A 22,768-nucleotide genomic window follows, 5' to 3' on the forward strand; every position below is an offset into this window, starting at 1 on the left:
CCGCGCAAGCCTGAACCTAGTCGGAATTCGCCGGTTCGAAAGAATAAGACACCGTGGCTGCAGCCTCCGACAAACTCGGCATTCGACGGCTTAAATCTGCTCTCCAGAACCCGCCCTTCATAAATCGTTGCACCGATCAGCAGTCCGCTTCATTCCCAGCCCCCGCCCAAAGCAAGGAAAAGATCGACTTGCCGATCCACGAGGGCAGCGCGCGCGTCGGACAGGCTGGCCTGCGCTTCGGCATAGGCCGCTTGTGCGGTCAATAGATCGAGGAAAGCCACGCGGCCAAAGCGTTGCAGCTTCTCCGCATCCGCGCTGGCCCTGCCTGCCGCTTCGGCAGCGCTTTGCAAATCTTCGAAGCGATCCCGTGCGCGGGCATAGGAAGAGAGCGCCGTCTCGGTCTGGCGAAGCGCCAGAAGCACCGCCCCGTCGAAGCGGGCGAGGCTGGCATCGGCATCCGCCCCTGCCTGGGCCATGCGCGCGCGCACGGCTTGCCTGTTCGGGAAGGACCAGGACAGAAGCGGCCCCAAGGTGAAGCCGAAGGACGAAGGCGCCAGCAGATGGCCGGTCGATGCCGCACTTCCTGCCGATGCCCCGATACTGACTTTGGGATAGAGCTCGCTCTCGACCACACCGATCGACGCAGTGGCGGAGGCGAGCTCGCGCTCAGCCATGCGAATATCGGGACGCCGCCTGAGCAGCATCGCGCCATCGCCGACGGGAATGGCACGCGAGATTGTCGGAATGGTGCTGCACGTCTCGGCCTCCTCGGGAAAATCCGCAGGCGGGCGCCCCATCAGCGCGGCGAGTTCGAACAACGCAGTGCGCCGTTCGGCAAGAAGGTCCGGTAGGGCAGCATCTGCGGCATGCGCGGCGGCGCGGGCGCGATCGACATCGAAGCGGGTGCCACGCCCGCCGCGCGCGAGGCGCTCCGCCACGTCGAGTGTCGTCTGCTGGATCACGGCGACGCGGCGCGCGGCGGCAAGCGAAATGTTGGCAGCGCAAATTCGCGCGTAGCTGCGCGTTACACCGGCAGCGACAACAACGCGCACCTGATCACGCGCTGCCACCGCCGCTTCTGCCTGCGCACTGGCCGCCTCTATTCCGCGACGGACGCTGCCCGCCAAATCGGGCGACCAGGCCGCGTCAAACCCGAGCGCATAGCTGAACGTGCCGGGAAGAGCCGCCTGCGGACCATGTGTGCGCGCACCGTAGCCCTGACCGGTAAGGGTTGTGCTGACTGTCCGGCCCGCCTCCGCCTCCTGCACAACCGCACTGGCACGCCGGAGATTTGCCTCGGCCATGCGCAGATCGGTGTTGGCGGCAAGCGCTTCCTCAACATAGGAATCGAGCCTGGGATTCTCGTAAAGCCGCCACCAGTGTGGGGGCAGCTCCTGTTCGGTCACTCCCGCATCCTTTTGGCCCAGGAACGGCGCGGCGAGGTCCGGACGCTGGGCCATAGCATCCTTCGGTACGCGATAATTGGGTCCCGCGACGCATCCGGCCATCAAGACGATCGGGATCAATGATAGAGCGCGTTTCATGAGTGGCTCCGGGAACTTGCAGCGACCCGGTTCACATCGGCGGGCAGGATCTCCACGCTTGCGGTTCTGCCAGCGATCAGGCGGACGCCGGGAGGCACCCGATCGATATATATGCGCACCGGAATGCGCTGGGCGAGCCGGACCCAGGAGAAAGTCGGCGCGACTTTGGGCAACAAATTGCCCGTCTCGTCCCGTTGGTCGTCCGCAATCGCAGCGGCGATGCTCTCGACATGGCCCGTGATCTCCGCATTGTCGCCCATCAGGCGGATGCGGGCGCTGTCGCCGATTGCCACATGATGCAGTTTGGTCTCCTCGAAATAGCCTTCGATACGCAGTGACGCGGTGTCGACCAGCGCCATGGCCTGCGTTCCAGCCGCAAGATAGTCACCCGCATGAATGTCGAGATTGGTGATGATGCCGCTCGCTGTCGCGCGAATCTCGGTCCGCTGCATGTCGACGCGCGCGACGTGGCGATCGGCCTCAGCGCGTTTCAGCGCTGCTTCCGCCGTCTTTACCTTCGCGACATTCTGTTCGCGCGCCTCCGTGGCCACGAGATCGCCCAGCGCGATGTCGCGCCGCGCTTCCTTGCGCGCTTGTTCAAGCGCTGCTCGTGCCTCGGCGATGGCAGCGTCGGCACGCGCGATCGTAGCGGCAATGCGCGGGCGGTCGAGCACCAGCAGGAGCTGCCCCACCTCGACGCGCTGGTTATCGCGCACGGCGACCTGCGTCACCAGCCCGCCAACGTCGGTCGAGACACGCACGATATCGGCACGCACGCGACCATCGCGGGTCCAGGGCGTGCTCTCGTAGCGCGTCCACGCCTGCCAGGCGACAAGCGAGGCTATAGCGACAATGGCGAGCGTGAAGGCGTAGCGCCCCAACAGCGGCAACAGCGATTTCATGACAATATTCCGATAGAGGGCAGGAACTGCACCAGCAGTCCATAGAGGAGGGTAAAGGTCGCGATTTCGAGCAAGGGTCGGAATCCGAACCGCTGAACCAGACCGGTGGACGTGAGCAGGCGGAGAACGGCGACAGTCCCGGCAAGCGAGATAATGGCGAGGACGAGCAAGCCTGGGAGCAGGACCCCGCCAATAGTGATGTCAGGAATCACGCGGCTTCCTCCGCATTGGGGGTTTCAGCTGATGAAAGCGCGAAACGAAGATCGATCAGCATGCTGAGCAGTCGCTCACGTTCGGGAAATGTGCTTCCGGTGACAGAAGTGATCAGAGCATTGATTTGCTCGACCGGGGCGTCACCACGAGTTGCGATTGTCGAAAGCAAGCTATGCAGGTCGCACCCGATTTTACCGCCAACGCTTTGGCTGAGCGAGAAGAGCTGACCCGCGACATGTCCCAGCCGGAGATGACGGATGGTTTCTGCCAGTACTTCGTCGGTTGAATGGCGCGAGGTTTCAAGCTTTGGCAGCAGCAAGGCGGTCCGATCGATCATCAGGCTCGTCCAGCCCGCTTCATCCGGACCGCGCCCACGGGCGCGTCGGGCCACGTCCGTGCGATTCAGATAGCGTAGCCGGTTGATCGCCGTTCCTGGCCGCACCGTTTGGAACATGCTCATGCTGACCACGGCGAACAGCAGGGCTGCGAACAGGGCAACGACGCTGTTGAGCGCTTCGGCAAAATCGGCGCCATAATGTGATCCGAGACCCGCAAGGATCGGAATCGTCAGGGTGATGCCGAGCGCCTTGTATGTCGTCGCCGGGCGCGCCTGAAGCGACCCGCCGAGCAAGAAAGCAGGCGCAAGCACTGCGACAAGCACGCCGAAATCCGTCACGCGCGGCAGGATTACGAAGCTGTAAGCGAGGCTGATCGCCACGCCATAGACCGATCCGCCGATATATTTGACCACGTTCGGCGCAGGCGCATCGACATTGCCGAACAACGCACACGCTACGCCGAGGAGCGAAACCGCCAGCCCGCCGTCGGGCCAGGCCGACCAGATCCAGAAAGCGCAGCCAATTACGATGCCGACTACCGCACCCAGCGCCGTGCGCCCTGCCATCCACGGATCGCGGTGATAGACATAGCCTCGCGCTTCTCCGGACCAGTTTAGGGGAACTTCCGGTCTGTTCCGGCCCCATGTCGCGATCGCTCTGCTCAGACAGTGGCAATCGTGCAGCAGCCCCACCAGTTCAGCGAGATGCCCAGCGAGATTGGCCGCAAGCAATTCGCGGATCGAGGCCTTCTGGTCAGCAAGCCTGGTTCCAATTGCGCGGGCACGCTCGATCAGTGGCAATGCCTGCTGATCGCGTTCCGCCATGTCAGTGAGAGCGATCCAATCGGCCGCATCGCGCAGCAGCACTTCCACTTCGCCGTCGGAAAGAGCGCCAGCCTTATCCAGTGCGTGGACCCGTTCCTCGACTTCGGTTGCGAGTGGAAGCAGTCGGGCAAGCCGATCATGGATATGCTGCAGCTTACGGTCACTCGGCGTTGTGGGCGCCGGATCGTATGGCAGATGCGTACCCAGCCCCTGCAACATGAGCAGGTCAGCGCTGAGCCGATACCGGTCCCGGCGGATTGCCGGTTTCGGCGCCCCTTTGAGCGCGTGGCTGGAGAGTTTCCGCGCATCGAGCAGAGTCGCATGCAACTTGCCAAGGAACTGACCGGTCATATGCTTCGGCAGGACAAAGCGATGCACCAGCACGGCGCAGAGGATGCCGATCGAAATCTCCTGAACCCTCAGCGAGGCGGTGTCGAATATCGCGCCGGGGTCGGCGACGCCGGGAAAGCCAATCAGGCTGGCGGTATAGCCGGCGAGGACGAAGGCATAGGCGCGCGGCGTGCGATCGAGCAGTGAGAAGAACAGGCAGAGGCCAATCCACCCGGCGAGCACCACGCTGCACACGAGGGGATGACTCACGAAAGCAGGTACGATCGCCACCGTCGCGACGGCTCCGATTATCGTTCCGGCGAGCCGATAGACTCCCCGGCTCAGCGAAGCGCCGGCCGAGGTCTGCGAAACGATGTAAACCGTAAGGACCGCCCAATAAGGACGCGGCAAGCCGATGCGCAGCGCAATATAGTAGGCGAGCATCGCCGCAGCGAAACTCTTCGCGGAAAAAAGCAGCGCATCGCGGTCTGCCTGTAACGCGGGGTTTCGCAGCAGGTGGAGGACAGAGGCTAGCCCATCAGCGAGCGGCAGCCTTTTCCCGAGTATCGCGATATTTCCATCAGCCATGGCTTATTGATAGCCATTTGCAACAATGAACAAAATTCAGTATCCTGACAGATAATCCCTATATCTGGTCAGAACGCATGCTCCCCTCCCAATCAGCCGTTTCCGTGTTCGATCCGGACCAGACCCGCTTGCCTGCGGTCGCCTATCAGCTCGATTTCGCCGATCATGTGGCAGAAGTGCCGGTGCATCGGCATCGCAAGGGTCAGTTGATCATCGCATTGCACGGTGCCGTCATTTGCACGGGGAACGAGGACATCTGGATCGTGCCGCCCAACTGCGGCGTGTGGATTCCCGGCGGCGTGTCACATAGCGCGCGAGCGACCGAAAACGCCCGGCTTAACTATCTGTTCGTCGAGCCGGGTGCCGCGCAGTTGCCGCAAGTGTGCTGCACGCTGGCTATCTCCCCGATGATCCGGGAGATGGTCGACCGACTTGCCCGCGAACGCGCGGACTATCCTGAAGACGGCCATATCGCCCGGCTTGCCAGAGTAGTGCTTGACGAATTGGCCGAGATGCCGCGCGAGCGCTTCAATCTCCCCGTCTCCTCACATCCCAAGATCCGTGCCATGGCGGACGCGCTGACAGCGCAGCCCTCTGACCGCAGTACGCTTAGCCAATGGGCGCAGCGCGTGGCGATGAGTGAGCGCTCATTGGCGCGGCTGATGGTGCGGGAAACAGGTCTGACCTTCGGCCGCTGGCGACAGCAGCTCCATCTCGTCATCGCGCTGCGGGACCTTGCGGGCGGAGCGCCGGTGCAGACGGTTGCAGCTGAGCTTGGCTATGAGTCGGTCAATGCGTTCATCACGATGTTCAAGAAAGCTCTGGGCGCCACGCCGGCACAGTATTTCGCGCGTGGCACAGCGGGCATCGGATCGTGAGCGGTCGGTAGCGAATAGGGCAAGTCATCCGATCCGGGTGATCCTTCTCGTCGGCAATCGCCAACATAGCAGTCGTCCGAGTGTCCAGATGCGAACTCCGAAAGCTGCCGGTCGGTCACGCCATCCCGCAAGCCAATCATATGCGCCGATCCAACCTAAGTGAGATATAACTTAGGGCGTCACCCTCTGCGGATATGTCATTCAGAATGCAGCCACTCACAGCGTAATCTGAAAGACGTTGCCGGTCGCTGGCTCTCGGTAGAAATCGACGCGAGACCCATTCCAATGATAGTCGAGATGCCGACCCTGGACAGGGTTGGCGGCGCGATCGGGGTAGAAGAGCGCAATGCATTCGCCCCCGGCCTGTCTCCGGCTTGGATAGACCAGGCCATCTGACCCGGCCGCTCGAAGATCGGCGCCCAGCTTCTGGCTCTCTGGCCTGCTGCCGGTTTGGTGGACACCGAGATAGGCTCATTTAGGCTACCCCAGCTTCTCGCTCGAAGTCGATAGGGCTGAGGTAACCCAGGGTCGAGTGACGCCGGGTCGGATTGTAGAAGCACTCGATGTAATCGAACACGTCCGCCTTCGCCTGCGCCCTCGTGCGGTAGACCTTTTTCCCGATCCGCTCGGTCTTGAGCGAGGAGAAGAAGCTTTCCATCGCGGCGTTATCCCAGACGTTGCCGGACCTGCTCATCGAACAGGTGACGCCGTTGTCGGCCATGAGCCGCTGGAACTGCTCGCTGGTATATTGGCTACCCTGGTCCGAGTGATGCAGCAGGGCATCGGGCTTTCCGCGTCGCCAGATCGCCATGATGAGCGCATCGGTAACGAGCTGGGCGGTCATCGTGTCGCTCATCGACCAGCCCACCACCCTGCGCGAGAACAGGTCGATGACGGCGGCCACGTAGAGCCATCCTTCGGCAGTCCAGACGTAGGTAAAATCTGCCACCCACTTCTGGTTGGGCCTGTCGGCCGTGAACTGGCGACCCAGAACGTTGCCGGCGATGACCGAGCGTTCGCCCTGATCCTTGGGCAGTCCACGGCGGCGTGGCCTGGCCCGCAGCCCTTGCGCTCGCATGAGCCGTTCGACCCGATGCAGACCGCAGGAGATGCCTTCGGCGAGCAGGTCGTGCCAGACACGCCGGGCGCCATAGGTGCGATAGCTGCCAACATGGCTGGCCCTGACCCTCGAGCCGATCACCTCGTCGTCGCGGGCACGCTGTGACGGCGCCCGGGTGAGCCAGGCATGGAAGCCGCTCCGCGAGACACCGAGCGCCCCGCACATCCATGCCACCGGCCAGATCCCTCGGTGCTTCGCGATGAAGGCGAACCTCATATCGAGTCCTTCGCGAAGTAGGCGGCGGCTTTTTTTAGAATGTCGCGCTCTGCCTTCAGCTTGGCCACTTCCCGGCGCAGACGGTCGATCTCCAACTGCTCCGGCTTCATCTGACCCTGCCCGGGAAAGGCATGGCCAGGATCAGCGGCCAACTCCTTTACCCATTTGCGCAGCAGGTTCTCGTGCACATCCAGATCGCGGGCCGCCTGCGCAACTGCCACACCGCGCTCACGGACCAACCTTACCGCCTCAAGCTTGAACTCGCGGCTGAACTTCCTTCGTTGCATTGTGGGCCTCCGATAGGTGAAAACACCCTATCTCGGTGTCCACCAAACCGGCAGCAGGCCATCCAAGTACATCCAGCCCTTTCCACGAATCCAAATTATGTTATAGTTGGCTTCGGCAATCAAAAGTCGATGATTTGGTTGATAGATCAGTCACTTGACCATGACTCCAACTTATCTTCTGGCACCACTTTCTAGCGCTAAGTGCGTCCAGCAAGCACCTGGTTTCACAGCATAAATCGACCGATGCTCGCCGGCTAAATTTCCGGTGACGTCCGGTCAGAACCATCACCAGCACAACATTCCTGATGGTGCTATTGATGGTCCCGGATCGACCCGGCCTGCTGGGAAGACTCCAATGCTGACTCACATCAGCATCACATCCGCCAGGCCCGCAACAAAAACCTATCTCCTGCGCGACACCCAGGGCCTGTATCTTGCCATTCAGCCTACAGGCTTGAAGCTGTGGCGCCTCAACTACCGGTACCTCGACAAGCATGAAGACTCTCTACCTCGGCCGCTGCGCGCGCTAGACGGGATGAGGCCCGATAGCAGATTGCGGAAGGCATCGATCCGGCGATTGAAAAGAAGCGACATTGCCAGGGTGACTTTCGTCGTCGAGCAAAGGCCCTGACGGTTAGATTCATACCTGAGCGGCGGACGCGGCGAGCCACTCCGCCATAGCTGCGGATCGGAACTGGCGCATCGTGTTTCGGCAGATCAGTGGCGCTGAAGTTTGAAGGTGTTGTAGATCGCTGTGGGTTGAGACGAACCGCTGGGCCGGCGCCGGGACTTGAAGCGCTGCATCTTTCGCTGTCGACGTCGGACTGGCAGCTGCGAGTTCTCGGCCCGGTTGTTGTCCCGTAGTCGCCCCGGCCGTTGACGATCCCGGCAGCCTATCTCGCGCATGGCCGCCTCGTGGAAAGCGAGGTCGTCGGTCACGATCGTATCCGGAATGAAGCCCTGGTTCATGAGCAGTTTTCGCAGCAATTTCATAGGTGCGATCTTGTTTCGCCGCTTCTGCACGAGGACATCGAGTACCCCGCCCTCCTTGTTCACGGTCCGCCACATGAACATGTGTGTGCCGTTGATCCGCACTATCATTTCGCCGAGATGCCGCTATCGGCACGGCCACGCCGCTTAATGTTAGCCGCGATCGCAGGACCGAACTTGTTGGCCTAGCAGCGAACTGTCTCGTAGGTCACGTCGATCCCGCGCTTGGCGAGCATCTCCTCAACGTCGCGCAGCTCGTCGTAAAGCGAAAGTAGAGCCATACCGCCAGCCGGATCGCATCCTGCGGGAACCTGTGGCGCTTGAAGCAAATGGATGGCATGGTGGTTTACTGCCGGAGACAAGGTAGCGTTTGCCTGACGGCACCACATCAGAGCTGCCTCAGCGATGAAGCTCAGCTCAGATAACCGCGTCGGACAGCGATGGTCACCGCGTGCGTGCGATCATCGACCTGCAGCTTCTCGAATATCGATTTCAGGTGCGACTTGACGGTCTCGATCGATATGCCGAGCTGCCAGGCGATCTGCTTGTTTGGCTGCCCCTCGGCCACCAGTTGCAGCACCGCGATCTCCTTTCCGGTCAGCCGATCCTCAAGGGCGTGGACGGCAAGCTCCAGCGCAACTTCGGGCGCGATCACGCGGCGCCTGGTGTGGACGGCGCGGATTGTGTCGACGAGCTCTTTGCGCAGGCATGATTTAAGCAAATAGCCCGCAGCGCCGGCGGCAAGAGCACGATGCGCCTGAGCATCGCCGGGATAGGTGGTGAGGATCAGCACAATGGCGTTACCATCTTCGGCGCGGATCGCCTCCAATGCCTCAATCCCTCCCACGCCCGGCATTTGTACATCCATCAGCACGACGTCAGGGCGCTTCTCCCGAAACATCGCCAACGCCTCGTGACCGTCCCCCGCCTCGCCGATCACGTCGATATCGTCCTGCCGGCCGAGCGTCGCGCAAATGCCTTCGCGCATCATGGGGTGATCATCGACCACCAGTACGCGAATGCGCCGCCGTTGCGCGGAGCCGCTTTCGGCGTTGCCGCCGCCTGTTCGCTCATTCTCGGTCACTGGGCTTTCGATATACCATCGCGGCGGGCGCCGCCACGGTCACTTCGGTACCACCTTCTCGCCGCCGGGCGATGCGCAGCGTGCCGCCGATGCGCGCGGCGCGCTCGCGCATGCCGGGAATGCCGTAATGGCCGCGGCGTCCTTCGCGCGCGACATCGGCGGGAATGCCGATCCCATCGTCAGCAATGGACAAGGCGACACCCGTCGAGCGGTATTGCAGATCGACGATCATGCTAGCGGCATGAGCGTGCCGGGCGACATTGAACATGACTTCGGCCGCGATACTGGCAAGTTCGTCCCATGCGACCGGATCGAGCGGGCGGCGCACGCCTGACGATCGCACCGTGGTCGCAATGGCGGTACCGGATAGTTGCCGCCCGGCAATCTCGCGCAGCGTGGCCTCGGGATCTTCCAGGCCGCTGCCGCGTCTCAGGTCGCGCAGCCGGTCGCGGCCTTCGGCCACGACTTCGTCAGCGCGGTCCATGGCATCCTCAAGTTCGCGTCGCGCCTTCGTATCTGACGGCAACCCATCGACCGCCAGCTGGAAGCGAAGCATCAGGGCCTGGATCGACTGCAACAGCGTGTCATGGATATCGCGGGCCACCCGCTCGCGCTCGCGCATCCTGTCGAGCATCCGGCTGCGGATACGGCGGGCCAGCACGCGCATGCGCAGCTGGTAGACAAACCACAGGAACAGCGCGGCCAAGGCGGCGCATAGCGCCTTGAACTTCCAGCTTTGCAGGAAGGTCGGCGGAATATCGATGGTGAGCCGCTGACCCTGCCGGTTCCAGTTCCCCTCGGCGTCCTGCGCGATCACCCGAAACTCGTGCCGGCCGGGATCGAGATTGGTGTAGCTCGCCTCGCGCCGTTGCCCGGCCGCTGTCCAGTCGGCGTCGGAGCCATCCATGCGATAGAATGCCGTGTTTCGCGTCGGCACGGCCAGGCTGTTGACCGCAAAGCCGATGCGCAAGCTGCGCGTGCCTGGCGGCAGTTCGAGATGCTGAGGCGGATCGCGCCAGAACCGCCGCCCCGTGCTGACAGTGCGAATGACAACCGGCGGAGCGGCCCTGGCGGCTCGCGCTTGCAACGGGTCGATCTGCAATAGACCGGCGCGTGAGGCGAGCAGGACGCGACCATCGCTCAACGCCTCGACCTGTGGGCCGCGAAAACTGATCGCCTGACCGCGGGTCTCATAACCATCGATATGATCGTACATGCGATGCTGCAGGGCCGCGCCCGGCCTGGCGAAACCGCGCTCGAGCTCGGTGCCGGCGACTCGTACGACGCCCAGCCGAACGAGGAACCATGCAGCATCGTCGCTACCGCGCGCCATCCCTCGCACGCCCACAAGCCAGGGGTTGGCGGCAGAGTCGATGCGCGCCATCCCCCGCGCACCGATCCGCACGACGCCGGTCGCGCCGCTAGCATAGACCGTGTCACCCGTCCGCCAGATGGTGGAAATCGGGCCGATCCCCAGGATGCGGGCGGGGATCGCGGCCCGATGCGTGGGGGTGAGGTGCAGCAGCCCGCCGTCGCCCGTGTTTGCAATGACCCCGTCTCGCGAGGGATCAGGGACGAGGTCGAGCACGTTTCTCATGCCGGTGTAACGCTCGACCCAGCGGTTGTCTTCACGCACCCACAAGCCATCCTCACCATCGATCCACAACCGGCCTGAGCGATCCTCCGCGCAGACCGTCGGTGCTACAGGGTCCGCAGGTCGTGAGAAACTGGCCGCGGCGGTCGAGCCGTAGCGCACGACCCGGTTGCCATGCACGGCCCACACCCCGCGGTTGCCGGCAGGGCACAGCGCTGCGATCCGCTCGCCGACGCGTCGGACTCGCGTGATCGAATCTTTCCCCATCCTGTAGAGATCATGCGCAGCGCCGACGTACACGCTGGTGTCGTTCGCCGCGAGTTTGATGCCGTCCTGCACATCGGGGGGAATGGCGGACAACGGGCTGATGGGGACGGGGCGGTAGCGGTCGATGCCCGCATCGGTCGCTACCCAGATGCTGCCTTCGCGATCGGCAAAGGCATCGATCGTGGCGTTCGATGTCAGCCGCCGCCCTGCTTCGATTCGCTCGACGGCGCCGGTGGCTTGCATGTCGCCGCGAAACAGGCCGACACCGCGCGTCGAACCCCACACGCCACCGCGACGATCGAACGCGAGCGAGGGGACGGCTGCGCCGGGCACTGCCGGCATCGCACGGGGCGAACCAGGCGCTGCGCCGCGCGCGTCGCGGATCGACCGCGTGCCGAACTGATCCGACACCCACAGCGATCCGTCCGGCGCGCGTGCGAGCATCGAGAAGCCGATTCGATCAGGCTCCAGCGTGAACCGCGCCGCTCCTGGTTTCAGGCGAGCCAGGCTGCCGCGCTCGCGGCTCTCGCCCAGCGTAACCCACAGGCTGTCGTCGGCCGTCACGACAAGTGATGCAATCTCACCCGGCGGCAGGCCGAGCGCACGGTCCACGGACTGCCACCGGTCCCCGCGCAAGCGGAACAGCCGCTCGCCCTGACCACCCCATGCAGCCCAGATCGTGCCGTCTGCGGATTGCGCGAACCGCATGACCGAGGGCGGCGGGGCGGGCATCGCGATCGGGTGCAGGCGCCCCGCGCGGTAGAGGGCAGGACCCGCACTCTGATTGAACCCGACCCACAGCCGCCCCTGCCGATCGACGAAAATCGCCGTCGGTATGGCATTGGCAAAGCGGGCGTCACCGGGATTGGCGATACGCTCAAAGGCCAGGCCGTCGAAACGGAACACGCCTTCCGCCGAGGCAAGCCACAGATAGCCATCCGGGGTCTGCGCGATACCGACCACATTGCCCGGTGCTCCTTGTTCGGGCGTCCAGCTGCTGTGCTTGAATCCCGCCATTTGCGTCGCGGCGACGGGGGCGCTTGCGAGCGTCGCGGTCATAGTCAGACAGGCAATGGCGTGACGCAATCGATGACTCCCCCGAGCCGCGTGGCGGCGCGGCTGGCTGAATAGCGCAACTGGAGGACCTTCGGCTCCCCCGAATGAGGGAGCGGTCTCCCCCCCGTGTCAGTGTGCCGCCGCCAATCCCATCGCGCTAGTCAATCTTCCGTCGGTCGCCGCTTGGGAGATCGACCGAGACAGGAGGTCGTAATGCGGCGAATGCCAAGGATGCAGGCAACATATCTGCCGCCGTCGAATCCGCCGCTTTCTGGCCGGCGCGATCGGCATCGTCAGCCTGCCCGCGGCCAGTTCCGCCATCGGCCAGTTGAACAGTCTCGCCGCATGCTTGCTCCACTGTCTGGCAAGCTTTGCCGCCGTGCTGCCCCTGACGTGGGCCGACCCGGACCGACGTAATCACTATTCAAAAAAATAGAACGATCCGATCAGTTTTATCCGGATTGGTCGCAAAGCATCTCGAACCTAACGTTGCCCAACACCGCGCACATTGTTTTGACAAGGGAGATTTTACCATGACGACCGCCACCGCTACCCCCGGCCCCACGCTGCTTTCGCCGACCGACCACGCGCTGGTCATGATCGACTTCCAGTCGCAGATGGCGTTCGCCACCAAGTCGATCGCGGCCGAACTGCTGCGCAACAACGCAGCGCTGGTCGCCAACGCAGCGGCCGGCTTCAAGGTGCCGACGATCCTCACCACCGTCGCCGAGAAGAGCTTCTCCGGCCCGATGTTCACCGAAGTGACCGACCCGTTCCCCGGTCAGGCGCTGCTCGACCGCACGTCCATGAACACCTGGGAAGACGCCGCGGTGATCGATGAGGTCAACCGCATCGGCAAGACCCGGCTCGTCTTCGCCGGGCTCTGGACCTCGGTCTGCATCGTCGGTCCGGTTCTTTCGGCGATCGACCAGGGCTTTGAGACCTATGTCATCACCGACGCCTGCGGCGACGTTTCGGAAGAAGCGCATGAGCGCGCGGTCGCCCGGATGATCCAGGCCGGTGCCCGCCCGATGACCGCGCTGCAATATCTACTCGAGCTGCAGCGCGACTGGGCGCGTGGCGAGACCTACGACCTGACAACCGGCATCGCCCGCAAATGGGGCGGCGCCTACGGCCTCGGCGTCACCTACGCCAAGACCATGTTCGGCGCGTCCGAAGGCGGTCACTGAAGCCCCCCCGGCCGGACCGCATCCCCCCTGCCCGCGGTCCGGCCACCCATCAGCAGCGCGAAGAAAGGAACCGACTCATGAGCACCATCACGACACAAGACGGCACCGAGATCTTCTACAAGGATTGGGGTCCCAAGGACGCGCAACCGATCATGTTCCACCATGGCTGGCCGCTGTCTTCGGACGATTGGGACAGCCAGATGCTGTTCTTCTACAATCAGGGTTTCCGCGTCGTCGCGCACGACCGCCGTGGGCATGGCCGCTCGGCGCAGGTCGATTTCGGTCATGACATGGACCATTACGCTTCGGACGCGGCCGCCGTCGTCGAGCATCTGGATCTCAGGAACGCCATCCACATCGGCCATTCGACCGGCGGTGGTGAAGTCGCCGCCTATGTCGCTCGCTACGGCATTCCGCAGGGTCGCGTCGCCAAGGCGATCCTCGTAGCATCGGTCCCGCCGATCATGCTCGACACCGAACGCTATCCTGATGGCCTGCCGATGTCTGTGTTCGACGGGCTGCGCGCTGCCCAAGCGGCCAACCGGTCCGCCTTCTTCCGTGAAGTCGCCGACTCCTCCTTCTACGGCTTCAACCGGCCCGGTGCGAAGGTGATCCCGGCGGTTGCCGACAATTGGTGGCGCCAGGGGATGATGGGCAGCATGCTCGCTCATTATCAGGGCATCAAGGCCTTCTCGGAAACCGACCAGACCGATGACCTGAAGGCGATGAGCGTCCCGACGCTAGTGCTGCAGGGCGATGACGATCAGCTCGTCCCCTACAAGCATGCCGCCGAGCTGCAGGCCCAGCTGCTGCCTGACGCCCAGCTCAAAATCTATCCCGGCTATTCGCACGGGATGCTGACGGTGGATGCCGACGAGCTGAACGCTGATATGCTGGCGTTCATTCGCGGCTGATGACGGGCAGGGGAGCAACGACATGAAACCCTATCTTCTTTCGCTGGGTGCCGGGCTGTTGATCGGCATCATCTACAGCCTGATGGGCGTCCGCTCCCCCGCACCACCGATCATCGCCCTGATCGGGCTCGCCGGCATCCTCGCCGGCGAGCAGATCGTGCCGCTCGCCAAGCGCTGGGTCGCTCCACCTGCCGCACAGGATCATCGACCATGACGCATATCACTCGCCGCCAGGCGCTTGCGGGCGCCGCCGTCACGACCGCCCTTCTCACCCGAACGGAGAGCTTCGCCATGTCGCCCAAACAGCCAGACCTCCTGATCACCAACGCCAGGGTAACGACGCTCGACCGCGCCAATCCGCAGGCGCAGGCCGTTGCGATCCGTGACGGCAAGTTCCTCGCGGTCGGTTCGGAAGCGGATGTGCGTGCCGCGATCGGCCGGGATGCACAGATAATCGACGCCAAGGGTCGCCGCCTGATCCCCGGCCTGATCGACAGCCACATCCACGTCATTCGCGGTGGCCTCAATTATAATATGGAGCTGCGCTGGGACGGCGTGCCGACGCTGGCCGATGCGATGGCGATGCTCAAGAAGCAGGCGCAGAATACCCCACCGCCCCAATGGGTGCGTGTCGTGGGCGGCTTTACCGAACATCAGTTCGCCGAGAAGCGCCTGCCGACGCTTGCCGAGATCAACGCTGCGGCGCCCGATACGCCAGTGTTCATCCTCCACCTTTACGATCGCGCGCTCCTCAACGCCGCGGCACTGCGAGCGGTGGGCTATACCAAGGACACACCCAATCCGCCGGGCGGAGAGATCGTGCGCGATGCCGCCGGCAACCCGACCGGGCTGCTGCTCGCCCAGCCTAACGCGACGATCCTCTATGCGACGCTGGCCAAGGGGCCGAAGCTGCCCGAAGAGTATCAGCTCAATTCGACCCGCCATTTCATGCGTGAACTGAACGGGCTGGGCGTCACGTCGGTGATCGATGCGGGGGGTGGCTTCCAGAATTATCCGGACGACTATCAGATCATCGAGAAGCTGCACGGCGACGGCCAATTGACCCTTCGGATCGCCTACAACCTCTTCACGCAGAAGCCGAAGGAGGAGCTCAAGGACTTCGCCACCTGGTCAGCGCAGGTGAAGCCCGGCGATGGCGACGACACCTATCGCCACAATGGCGCGGGCGAGATGCTGGTCTACTCTGCAGCGGATTTCGAGGATTTCCGCGTCGAGCGCCCCGACATGCCGGCGAGCATGGAAGGCGACCTGGAACCCGTCGTGCGCCTGCTGGCCGAGCGGCGCTGGCCGTGGCGGCTGCACGCCACCTACGACCAGACGATCGGCCGTGCACTCGACGTGTTCGAGAAGGTCAATCGCGACATTCCGCTGTCCGGCCTCAACTGGTTCTTCGACCATGCCGAGACGATCAGCGAACGCAATATAGATCGCATCGCCGCGCTCGGCGGCGGTATCGCGGTCCAGCACCGTATGGCGTTTCAGGGCGAGTATTTCATCGATCGCTATGGTGCCAAGGCGGCCGAGACAACCCCGCCGATCAAGCGGATGCTCGATGCAGGGGTGCCGGTCGGCGCTGGCACCGATGCCACGCGCGTCGCCAGCTACAACCCGTGGGTCTCGCTATCCTGGCTGGTCACCGGGCGTACGCTGGGCGGCACGACGCTCTATCCGGTGCGAAACCGCCTCGACCGCGAACTTGCATTGCGGCTCTGGACCGAGCGCAACACCTGGTTCTCGAACGAGGTGGGCAAAAAAGGACAGATCAAGGCGGGCCAGCTCGCCGATCTGGCGTTGCTGTCAGACGACTATTTCAGCGTCGCGGAAAGCGAGATCGTCCATCTGCGATCGGTCCTGACCCTGCTCGGCGGCAAGATCGTGCATGGCGAAGGTGATTATTCGAGCATCGCGCCCGCATTGCCCCGGCCGATGCCCGACTGGTCGCCGGTCGCGACCTTCGGCGGCTATCATCGCGCGCCGCAGACCGCGCAGAAGCTCGCCAGCGCCTGCGGTTGCCACTCGGCCTGCGCGGTGCACGGCCATGACCATGCCGCGGCGCTAGCGAGCAACGCGCCCGTGGCCGACGTCCAGAGCTTCTGGGGCGCGTTCGGCTGCGGCTGCTGGGCAGTCTGAGCGATGACGCCCGCGCCGATCGCCACGCTGCTCACCGACCGTCGCTTCGCGATCCTCGCCGCCGCGCTGCTCACATCGCCATACTGGACGAGCGCGCTTGCCAAGCTGCTCGATTGGAACAGCGCAGTTGCCGAGGCCGCACATTTCGGGCTGCAACCCGCCATGTTCGTGGCCGCGCTGACCATCTTGGTTCAGCTCGTCGGATCATTCGCGATCGTCTTCAGGCGCGGCGCGTGGCTCGGCGCGGGGGCGCTCGGCGTGTTCACCGCACTCGCCACGCTCGTCGCGCATCCATTCTGGACCATCGCCGAACCGATGGCGCGCTTCCATGAGCGCAACACCTTCCTCGAACATGTCGGGCTCATCGGCGGGCTGATGCTCGCCGCGATCCTGCGGGAGCGCACGCGATGACCACTGCCAGCGACCAGCCGCTCGCCAACAAGGTCTTCCGCGCGATCTGGATTGCCACGGTCGTTTCGAACATCGGCACCTGGATGCACGATGTCGGCGCGGGCTGGCTGATGACCTCGCTGTCGGCCGATCCATTGATGGTCGCGCTGGTCCAGGCCGCCACGACGCTGCCGATGTTCCTGCTGGCACTCCCCGCCGGCGCGCTTGCCGACATCGTCGACCGGCGCAAGCTGCTGATCGGCGCGCAGTTGTTCGGGCTGACCGCCGCCGCGATCCTCGCGCTCAGCACCTTTGCCGGCCTGACCAACGCCTGGATCCTGCTCGCCCTTACCGCCGCCATCGCGGTCGGCGCGGCGCTGTCGGCCCCCACCTTCCAGGCGATCGTGCCGGAGCTGGTGCCGCAGCCGGCCCTGCAACAGGCGGTCGCGCTCAACAGCCTGGGCGTCAACATCGCCCGCGCGATCGGCCCGGCGCTGGGCGGCGTGATCATTGCCGCGGCCGGCACCGGCGCGGTCTTCGCGCTCAATGCGGTGTCGGTCCTCGGCGTCATCGCTGTGCTGTGGCGCTGGCGGCGCGCGACATCCGAGCGCCATCTGCCCGCCGAGCATTTCGTTGGCGCGATGCGTGCAGGGCTGCGCTACGCGATGCGCGCGCCGGAGCTGCAGACCGTCCTGATCCGCTCGGCGGGCTTCTTCCTCTTCGCCAGCGCGCTCTGGGCGCTTCTGCCCATCATCGCGCGGCGCGATCTCGGCCTGGGTCCGGCCGGTTATGGCGGTCTGCTCACTTTCATGGGGCTGGGCGCCATCGCCGGCGCGATGCTGATGCCGCGCCTGCGCGGCAAGCTCGGTGCGAACCGCACGACGGTCGTCGCCTCGCTGTTGCTCGCCGCAGCAATGGGCGGGCTGTCGCAGGCCACCGGCTTCGCTACCGCCGCTATGGCCTTAGGCGTCGGCGGCTTCGCCTGGATTGCAATGATGGCATCCTTGAATGGCGGGGCGCAGGCCAGTTCGCCCGGTTGGGTGAAGGCGCGCGCGCTCGCCATCTACCTGCTCGTCTTCCAGGGATCCATGACCGCCGGCTCGACCCTATGGGGCAGCGTGGCCGGCCAGATCGGCGTACCGCTGACGTTGCTGGCGGCGGCCTGCCTGCTTGCCGCCGTCACGCTGGCACTCTCGCTGCTCTATCCGCTCGATGGGATGGCGAAGCTCGACCTCGCCCCCTCGCTACACTGGCCCGCTCCGCTCATCGACGGCGATATCGAGCATGATCGCGGACCGGTTCTGGTGACGATCGAATATCGTGTCGATCCGGCCCGAGTGCCCGATTTCTTCATCGCGATGCAGGATATGCACCGCATTCGCCGGCGTGACGGCGCGATCCATTGGGGCGTGTACGAGGACGCGGCGGAGCCGGGCCTCGTGCTCGAAATTTTCACCGTCGAAAGCTGGCTCGAACATCTGCGGCAGCATGAGCGCGTCACCAATGCCGATCGCGTCCAGCAGGATGCAGTCCGTGCCTTCCAGCGCGAGGATTCGCTCCCGGTTGTTCGCCACCTGATCGCGCGATGATGCGCACGGCAATCCTCGCGGCACTGCTTCTGTTGCCAGGCATGGCGCAGGCGCAGGTTGCGCAGACCAATGTCCGCTATGACGAGGATTGGTCTGCGCCATCCGCCACCGCCCCACGAGACGCGCATTGGTGGGAAAAGCTGAAGGCACGGCCACTCGACACCCAGGGCGACGTCTCGCTCACCCTGGGTGGCGAGGCGCGGGCACGATACGAGGGGTTCGCCGACAATCTGTGGGGCCAGTCCCCGACATCCGATGACGGTTATCTCTGGCTGCGTTTCATGCCGCTTGCCAGCGTGAAAGCCGGCCCGGCCCGCGCCTTCGTACAGGGGATTGCTGGTGATGCCGTCGGGGTGGCCGGCGGTCCGGGGCCGGCGGACCGCACGGGCATCGATCTGCTCCAGGGGTTTGTCGATGCGGAACTGCCCTTCGCCGGTGGAACGCTGATCCTGCGCGGCGGCCGGGAACTCGTCGCACTCGGATCCGAGCGGTTGGTGGGGACGCGCTACGGCCCGAACATCCCGCAGCCCTTTGATGGCGCACGCGTGAGCTGGCAGCGCGGCGCCCTGAAGCTCGAAGGGCTTCACCTGCGCCCGGTCGCGATCGGGCCGGGCAATTTCGACGATCGCAGCTCAACCAGCAAGCGGCTCGACGGCATTTATGCGACACTACCGCTCACCGATTTCGCCAAGGCCGATCTTTATTGGCTGCATTATGGCGACGCAGCTGCACGGTTCGGCGGGCGTATGGGATATGAACGGCGCGATACGTTTGGCGCGCGGCTGTTCGGTAAACAGGGCGCTCTCGCCTGGAACTGGGAGGCGATGCTCCAGCGGGGCAGCTTCGCTGGACAGAGCATCCGCGCTTGGTCGATCGCGACCGAAACGGCCTATATGCTGAACGGACGGATGCATCCGCGCCTTCGTCTGCGCGCCAACATCGCGAGCGGCGATCGTGACCCTGCCGACGGCCGGCTCGGCACGTTCAACGCGATGTTCCCGAAAGGCAAATATTTCGGCGAACTCTCGCCGATCGGCCCGCGCAACATCATGAATATCCATCCGAGCATCGATGCCGATCTCGGGTCGAACGTGACGGTCGAGGTTTCCGCCATCGCCTATTGGCGCTTCAGCCGCGCCGATGGTGTTTACGATGTGCCCGGCCAGTTGGTCCGCCCGAGTGGTGCGGCATCGGCCCGCCATATCGGCAACCAGGCGGAAATTTCATTGGGCTGGCAAGCGACGCCAATCCTTGGCTTCGCCGCTTCCGCCTCGATCTTCCAGCCCGGGAACTTCATTCGCCAGACCGGCAGCGCCCAAACGATCCAGATGATCGGGCTCGAGGCAATGCTTCGCTTCTAGATGGATGCGAATAGATGGACGCGAACCGCGCGATAGGCAGCAAGCCGACCGAAGGAGCCCGCGGCGTCGACCTGTCCGCCGCGGTTGAAGCGGAAAGCGATGGTGATTGAACGTACAGGGCCATTTCACCGGCCGCGCGGCATTTCGCAATCCGTTCGCGCGATGAAGCTCGGGGATTCCTGAACCATCCCGTGCTCGGGCCCCGTTGCCGTAAATGTGTTCGAGCGTTCGAGGATTTGCACTGGCGACCCGGCCCCCGTGCTTGGCGCAATGGAGGCGATAAAGCGGCGATCCTCGCTAACGTTGTCCAGACGGCCCAGCCCGATCTGTCAATCGCTGCTACTCCGGACCGCTGATCTGCGGCGTGCGCGATCCGCTGACGTTACGCTTTCTCGGCATTTCCAACGGCCGACCTGACGCAGACGCAACGTTCCGGACACCGTGACCAAGGAGATGATGCACACTCGCCCCGCAATTGAAGTTGACGACATCCCCCGAATCCACTTAAGTTGCTTTTATCATCTCGCCACGAAGCGGGTCAGAGGAGAGGTCATGATCAAGCTGCTGCACATCCAGTCGAGCCCCAATCTCACCAACTCGGTAACCCGCATCCTCAGCGACGAGTTCGTCGCGCAATGGCGCGCGAGCCACCCCGAGACAGAGGTGGAGACGCTCGATCTCGCGCTTGATCCGATTCCACACTGGGGGCCGGACGCCATTGGCGGCTTCATGGCGAAGGATGGGGAGCGGACGCCGGAGGGACAGGCCGCCGTCGACCTTTCCGAAAAGCTGATACGCCAGGTCGAAGATGCCAAGATCCTCGTCATCGCATGCCCGATGTACAACATGTCCATGCCGACGCAGCTCAAGAGCTGGGTCGATCATCTGACGCGAGCCGGCCGCACCTTCAGATTTACCGGCCAGGGGCAGTATAAGGGCCTGATCTGGAACAAGAAGGCCTTCGTCATCCTGTCGCGCGGCGGCGATTACAGCCAGCCCCCCGCGAGCGCCTCGGATTTCCAGGAACCCTTGCTGCGCGCCAATCTCGGCCTGATCGGCATCACGGATGTCACCTTCATCCGCGCGGAAGGCCAGCGCCTGCAGGAAGCGCCGAGCTACATCGCTAAGGCACGCGAAACCATCGCCTGGGTCGCAGGCTGAGGAGTCCGTCGCATGAGCACGCTCGTCAGAACCGCCTTTGCGCCCGACGATGTCGCGGCGAGCTGGCCCCCCGGATCCACCCTCACCAGCCGGATCGCGGAGCTGCTGCCGCGCATTGCCGAGCTGGCTCCCGAAACCGAAGCGCAGCGGCGCGTTTCGGACGAGATCATCGAGGCCCTGCGCCGCGCCGGCATGTGGCGCGTCTATGTGCCGAAGGAATATGGCGGCACGGAGGAAAGCATCCTCGAGGTCGCCCGGGCCATCCGCATGGTGGCCAGCGCGTGCGCCTCGACTGCCTGGGTCATCGGCGTGCTTTGCGCGCATCCCTTCATCACGAGCCTCTACTCGCGCAAGCTGCAAGACGAATTCTGGGCAGATGGCCCGGATACGCTGGCATCAACCTCGGGCTTGCCGATCACCCGGGCGAGGATCGTCGAGGGCGGGCTGCGGGTGACCGGAAAGTTTCCTTTCTCCTCCGGGTCGGTCAACGCGACATGGGCCATGGTGGGCGTTAGCGTCCCCGACATCTCGCAGACGAACAGCGAACGCTTCCGCATCCCCTATTTCTGCATCGTGCCGCGTTCGGATTATGAAATCGAGGACAATTGGCACGTCATGGGGCTGGCAGGCACGGCGAGCCGCATGCTCGTGCTCGACGACGTCTTCGTCCCCTCCCACCGCCTGGAAATGAGCGGGGCGATGGCCAATCGCTACACCAGGGGCGAGGGTCTGCATCAAGGCCCCCTGTGGAATGCGGGCTATGCCGCCACGATCGGCACCGCCCTCACCCCGGTCTTCCTTGGCATTGCCGACGCGATGCTGGACGTCGTGACGGGCAAGGTGCGCGGGCGCACCGCTCCGGGCACCCGCATACCCACCAATTCCATCCCCAATGCCATGCGTCTCGCCGAGTCCACGCTGGAGCTGCGCGCCGCCACGCTCCTGTGGGAAGATCATATCAGACGCATCGAGGAGCGCGCAGCCGCGGGCATCCTGCCCGATGAAGACTTCAGCGCAAACGCTGCGGCGACTGGCGTCTATGTGCAGGAGCTGGCGACCCGGACCATCGATCGCCTGTTCGCTGTCGCCGGCGGCACCTCGATCCGGCTAGACAGCCCCATCCAGCGCATGTGGCGCGATGCCCACGCCGGGCGAAGTCACATCGCCAATGAATATGACGCCGCCGCCCAGGCATTCGGACGTTACATATTGGGGCTGCCGCCGCTCGGCCGCTGGGGCAGCTGAACGCCCTGCCCCTCGGGAACAATGGAGTGATGAACATGACCAGCGCGAACCGACCGATCGCCTATCTGAAGCGGAGCTGCCCATTCTGCCTGAAGTTCCGGATCTTCCTGACCGAAGCCGGCCTTGCGGACAATTTCACTTTCGAGATTTTCGACGATGGCGATGAAACCCACCAGGCCCTGCGCGCCCGCATGGAAGCGGCAGGACAACAGCCCAGCTTCCCCGCCGTCGAAAGCACTCCCGGCACGATCGACACCGGCACCGACGACCTCATCGCCCGCTTCGCCGGGGAAGCAGGCGTGGCCCCCGTCAGCCTGCCACTGCTCGATTATTATGCGAATGGTGTTTTCAAGCGCCATGGCGAGATGTTTCGCGAGCTGCGGACCCTCAAGGCGCAACAGCCCGGCTGACCGCGCCCACCGGAAGGCGGCAGGCAGATCGCGATCGCCTGCGCGGGTCTGGCGTGCGCCGAAGCTTGCATGTCATCCAGCTATGCCTAGAGCATCGTCTGGTCGGATCGGCACATCCGGCGCCGG

19 protein-coding genes and 3 pseudogenes are annotated in these 22,768 nt (G+C 64.2%); 13 read left to right on the top strand and 9 right to left on the bottom strand.

Annotation, left to right across the window (positions count from 1 at the left end):
• Positions 1 to 149: 149 nt before the first annotated feature.
• From HNP60_RS13040 to HNP60_RS13055, 4 genes are read right to left on the bottom strand one after another with little or no spacing between them, the layout of a single operon-like run.
• Positions 150 to 1,544, bottom strand: a complete 1,395-nt coding sequence (locus tag HNP60_RS13040) for an efflux transporter outer membrane subunit (RefSeq protein ID WP_221414695.1) — start codon at positions 1,542 to 1,544, stop codon at positions 150 to 152.
• Entirely contained in the window at positions 1,541 to 2,446 is a 906-nt protein-coding gene (locus HNP60_RS13045) for an HlyD family secretion protein (protein WP_184154454.1), read from the bottom strand. The genes HNP60_RS13040 and HNP60_RS13045 overlap by 4 nt, the downstream gene beginning before the upstream one ends.
• A complete protein-coding gene (locus tag HNP60_RS13050) occupies positions 2,443 to 2,658 on the bottom strand; it encodes a DUF1656 domain-containing protein (RefSeq protein ID WP_184154457.1) in 216 nt (71 codons plus the stop codon). Before HNP60_RS13050 ends, HNP60_RS13045 begins: the two co-directional genes overlap by 4 nt.
• Entirely contained in the window at positions 2,655 to 4,739 is a 2,085-nt protein-coding gene (locus HNP60_RS13055; protein ID WP_184154460.1) for an FUSC family protein, read from the bottom strand. Before HNP60_RS13055 ends, HNP60_RS13050 begins: the two co-directional genes overlap by 4 nt.
• 77 nt (positions 4,740 to 4,816) lie before the next feature.
• Here HNP60_RS13055 and HNP60_RS13060 point away from each other — a divergent pair, with 77 nt between their 5' ends.
• The gene (locus HNP60_RS13060) at positions 4,817 to 5,617 is read left to right on the top strand and encodes an AraC family transcriptional regulator (RefSeq protein WP_184154463.1); all 801 of its coding nucleotides are present in this window, start codon (positions 4,817 to 4,819) and stop codon (positions 5,615 to 5,617) included.
• A 216-nt stretch (positions 5,618 to 5,833) separates the two neighbouring features.
• Here HNP60_RS13060 and HNP60_RS13065 read toward each other — a convergent pair.
• A pseudogene (locus HNP60_RS13065) lies at positions 5,834 to 6,049 on the bottom strand (RES family NAD+ phosphorylase); the annotation flags it as partial.
• A 43-nt stretch (positions 6,050 to 6,092) separates the two neighbouring features.
• Positions 6,093 to 7,240 (bottom strand): IS3 family transposase gene (locus HNP60_RS13070; RefSeq protein ID WP_184150945.1). Its coding sequence is split into 2 segments (ribosomal slippage): positions 6,093 to 6,982 and positions 6,982 to 7,240, totalling 1,149 coding nucleotides; the frame shifts between segments, so codons are not numbered across the junction.
• Positions 7,241 to 7,595: 355 nt separating this feature from the next.
• Here HNP60_RS13070 and HNP60_RS13075 point away from each other — a divergent pair.
• Complete coding sequence (locus HNP60_RS13075; RefSeq protein ID WP_184154466.1) at positions 7,596 to 7,871, top strand: Arm DNA-binding domain-containing protein; 276 nt, start codon at positions 7,596 to 7,598, stop codon at positions 7,869 to 7,871.
• 9 nt (positions 7,872 to 7,880) lie between these two features.
• On the opposite strand, the pseudogene HNP60_RS13080 reads toward HNP60_RS13075, so the two are convergent.
• The 3 genes and pseudogenes from HNP60_RS13080 to HNP60_RS13090 all read right to left on the bottom strand — a co-directional run bounded on the left by HNP60_RS13080 (position 7,881) and on the right by HNP60_RS13090 (position 12,234).
• Positions 7,881 to 8,570, bottom strand: a pseudogene (locus HNP60_RS13080) (IS6 family transposase).
• Positions 8,571 to 8,642: 72 nt separating this feature from the next.
• Positions 8,643 to 9,314, bottom strand: a complete 672-nt coding sequence (locus HNP60_RS13085) for a response regulator (RefSeq protein ID WP_338056719.1) — start codon at positions 9,312 to 9,314, stop codon at positions 8,643 to 8,645.
• Positions 9,301 to 12,234 (bottom strand): sensor histidine kinase, encoded by a 2,934-nt coding sequence (locus HNP60_RS13090; protein WP_184154469.1) that lies wholly within the window; start codon positions 12,232 to 12,234, stop codon positions 9,301 to 9,303. The genes HNP60_RS13085 and HNP60_RS13090 overlap by 14 nt, the downstream gene beginning before the upstream one ends.
• A gap of 530 nt (positions 12,235 to 12,764) precedes the next feature.
• Between HNP60_RS13090 and HNP60_RS13095 the strand changes: the two genes are divergently transcribed.
• From HNP60_RS13095 to HNP60_RS13145, 11 genes and pseudogenes are all read left to right on the top strand, one after another.
• Complete coding sequence (locus tag HNP60_RS13095) at positions 12,765 to 13,421, top strand: isochorismatase family protein (RefSeq protein ID WP_184154472.1); 657 nt, start codon at positions 12,765 to 12,767, stop codon at positions 13,419 to 13,421.
• A gap of 77 nt (positions 13,422 to 13,498) precedes the next feature.
• Positions 13,499 to 14,335, top strand: coding sequence for an alpha/beta fold hydrolase (locus HNP60_RS13100; protein ID WP_184154475.1), 837 nt, complete (start codon positions 13,499 to 13,501; stop codon positions 14,333 to 14,335).
• Positions 14,336 to 14,357: 22 nt separating this feature from the next.
• Positions 14,358 to 14,513, top strand: a pseudogene (locus tag HNP60_RS13105) (DUF1427 family protein); the annotation flags it as partial.
• A gap of 32 nt (positions 14,514 to 14,545) precedes the next feature.
• A complete protein-coding gene (locus tag HNP60_RS13110; RefSeq protein ID WP_184154481.1) occupies positions 14,546 to 16,486 on the top strand; it encodes an amidohydrolase in 1,941 nt (646 codons plus the stop codon).
• 3 nt (positions 16,487 to 16,489) lie between these two features.
• Positions 16,490 to 16,897: a DoxX family protein gene (locus HNP60_RS13115; RefSeq protein ID WP_184154484.1), complete on the top strand. Its 408-nt coding sequence runs from the start codon at positions 16,490 to 16,492 to the stop codon at positions 16,895 to 16,897.
• Complete coding sequence (locus HNP60_RS13120; protein WP_184154487.1) at positions 16,894 to 18,465, top strand: MFS transporter; 1,572 nt, start codon at positions 16,894 to 16,896, stop codon at positions 18,463 to 18,465. Before HNP60_RS13115 ends, HNP60_RS13120 begins: the two co-directional genes overlap by 4 nt.
• A complete protein-coding gene (locus HNP60_RS13125) occupies positions 18,462 to 19,826 on the top strand; it encodes an alginate export family protein (RefSeq protein ID WP_184154490.1) in 1,365 nt (454 codons plus the stop codon). The genes HNP60_RS13120 and HNP60_RS13125 overlap by 4 nt, the downstream gene beginning before the upstream one ends.
• A 179-nt stretch (positions 19,827 to 20,005) precedes the next feature.
• Positions 20,006 to 20,182, top strand: a complete 177-nt coding sequence (locus HNP60_RS20015) for a DUF1810 domain-containing protein (RefSeq protein WP_260395051.1) — start codon at positions 20,006 to 20,008, stop codon at positions 20,180 to 20,182.
• 196 nt (positions 20,183 to 20,378) lie between these two features.
• On the top strand, positions 20,379 to 20,987 hold the full coding sequence (locus HNP60_RS13135; protein ID WP_184154493.1) for an FMN-dependent NADH-azoreductase: 609 nt from the start codon (positions 20,379 to 20,381) through the stop codon (positions 20,985 to 20,987).
• Between the two features lie 12 nt (positions 20,988 to 20,999).
• Positions 21,000 to 22,232 carry an acyl-CoA dehydrogenase family protein gene (locus tag HNP60_RS13140; RefSeq protein WP_184154496.1) on the top strand — a complete coding sequence of 411 codons (1,233 nt, stop codon included), beginning with the start codon at positions 21,000 to 21,002 and terminating at the stop codon, positions 22,230 to 22,232.
• A gap of 35 nt (positions 22,233 to 22,267) precedes the next feature.
• Positions 22,268 to 22,642, top strand: coding sequence for a glutathione S-transferase N-terminal domain-containing protein (locus tag HNP60_RS13145; protein WP_184154499.1), 375 nt, complete (start codon positions 22,268 to 22,270; stop codon positions 22,640 to 22,642).
• The last annotated feature ends 126 nt before the right edge of the window (positions 22,643 to 22,768 follow it).

The sequence above is a fragment of the Sphingobium lignivorans genome, assembly GCF_014203955.1.
Lineage (GTDB): Bacteria > Pseudomonadota > Alphaproteobacteria > Sphingomonadales > Sphingomonadaceae > Sphingobium > Sphingobium lignivorans.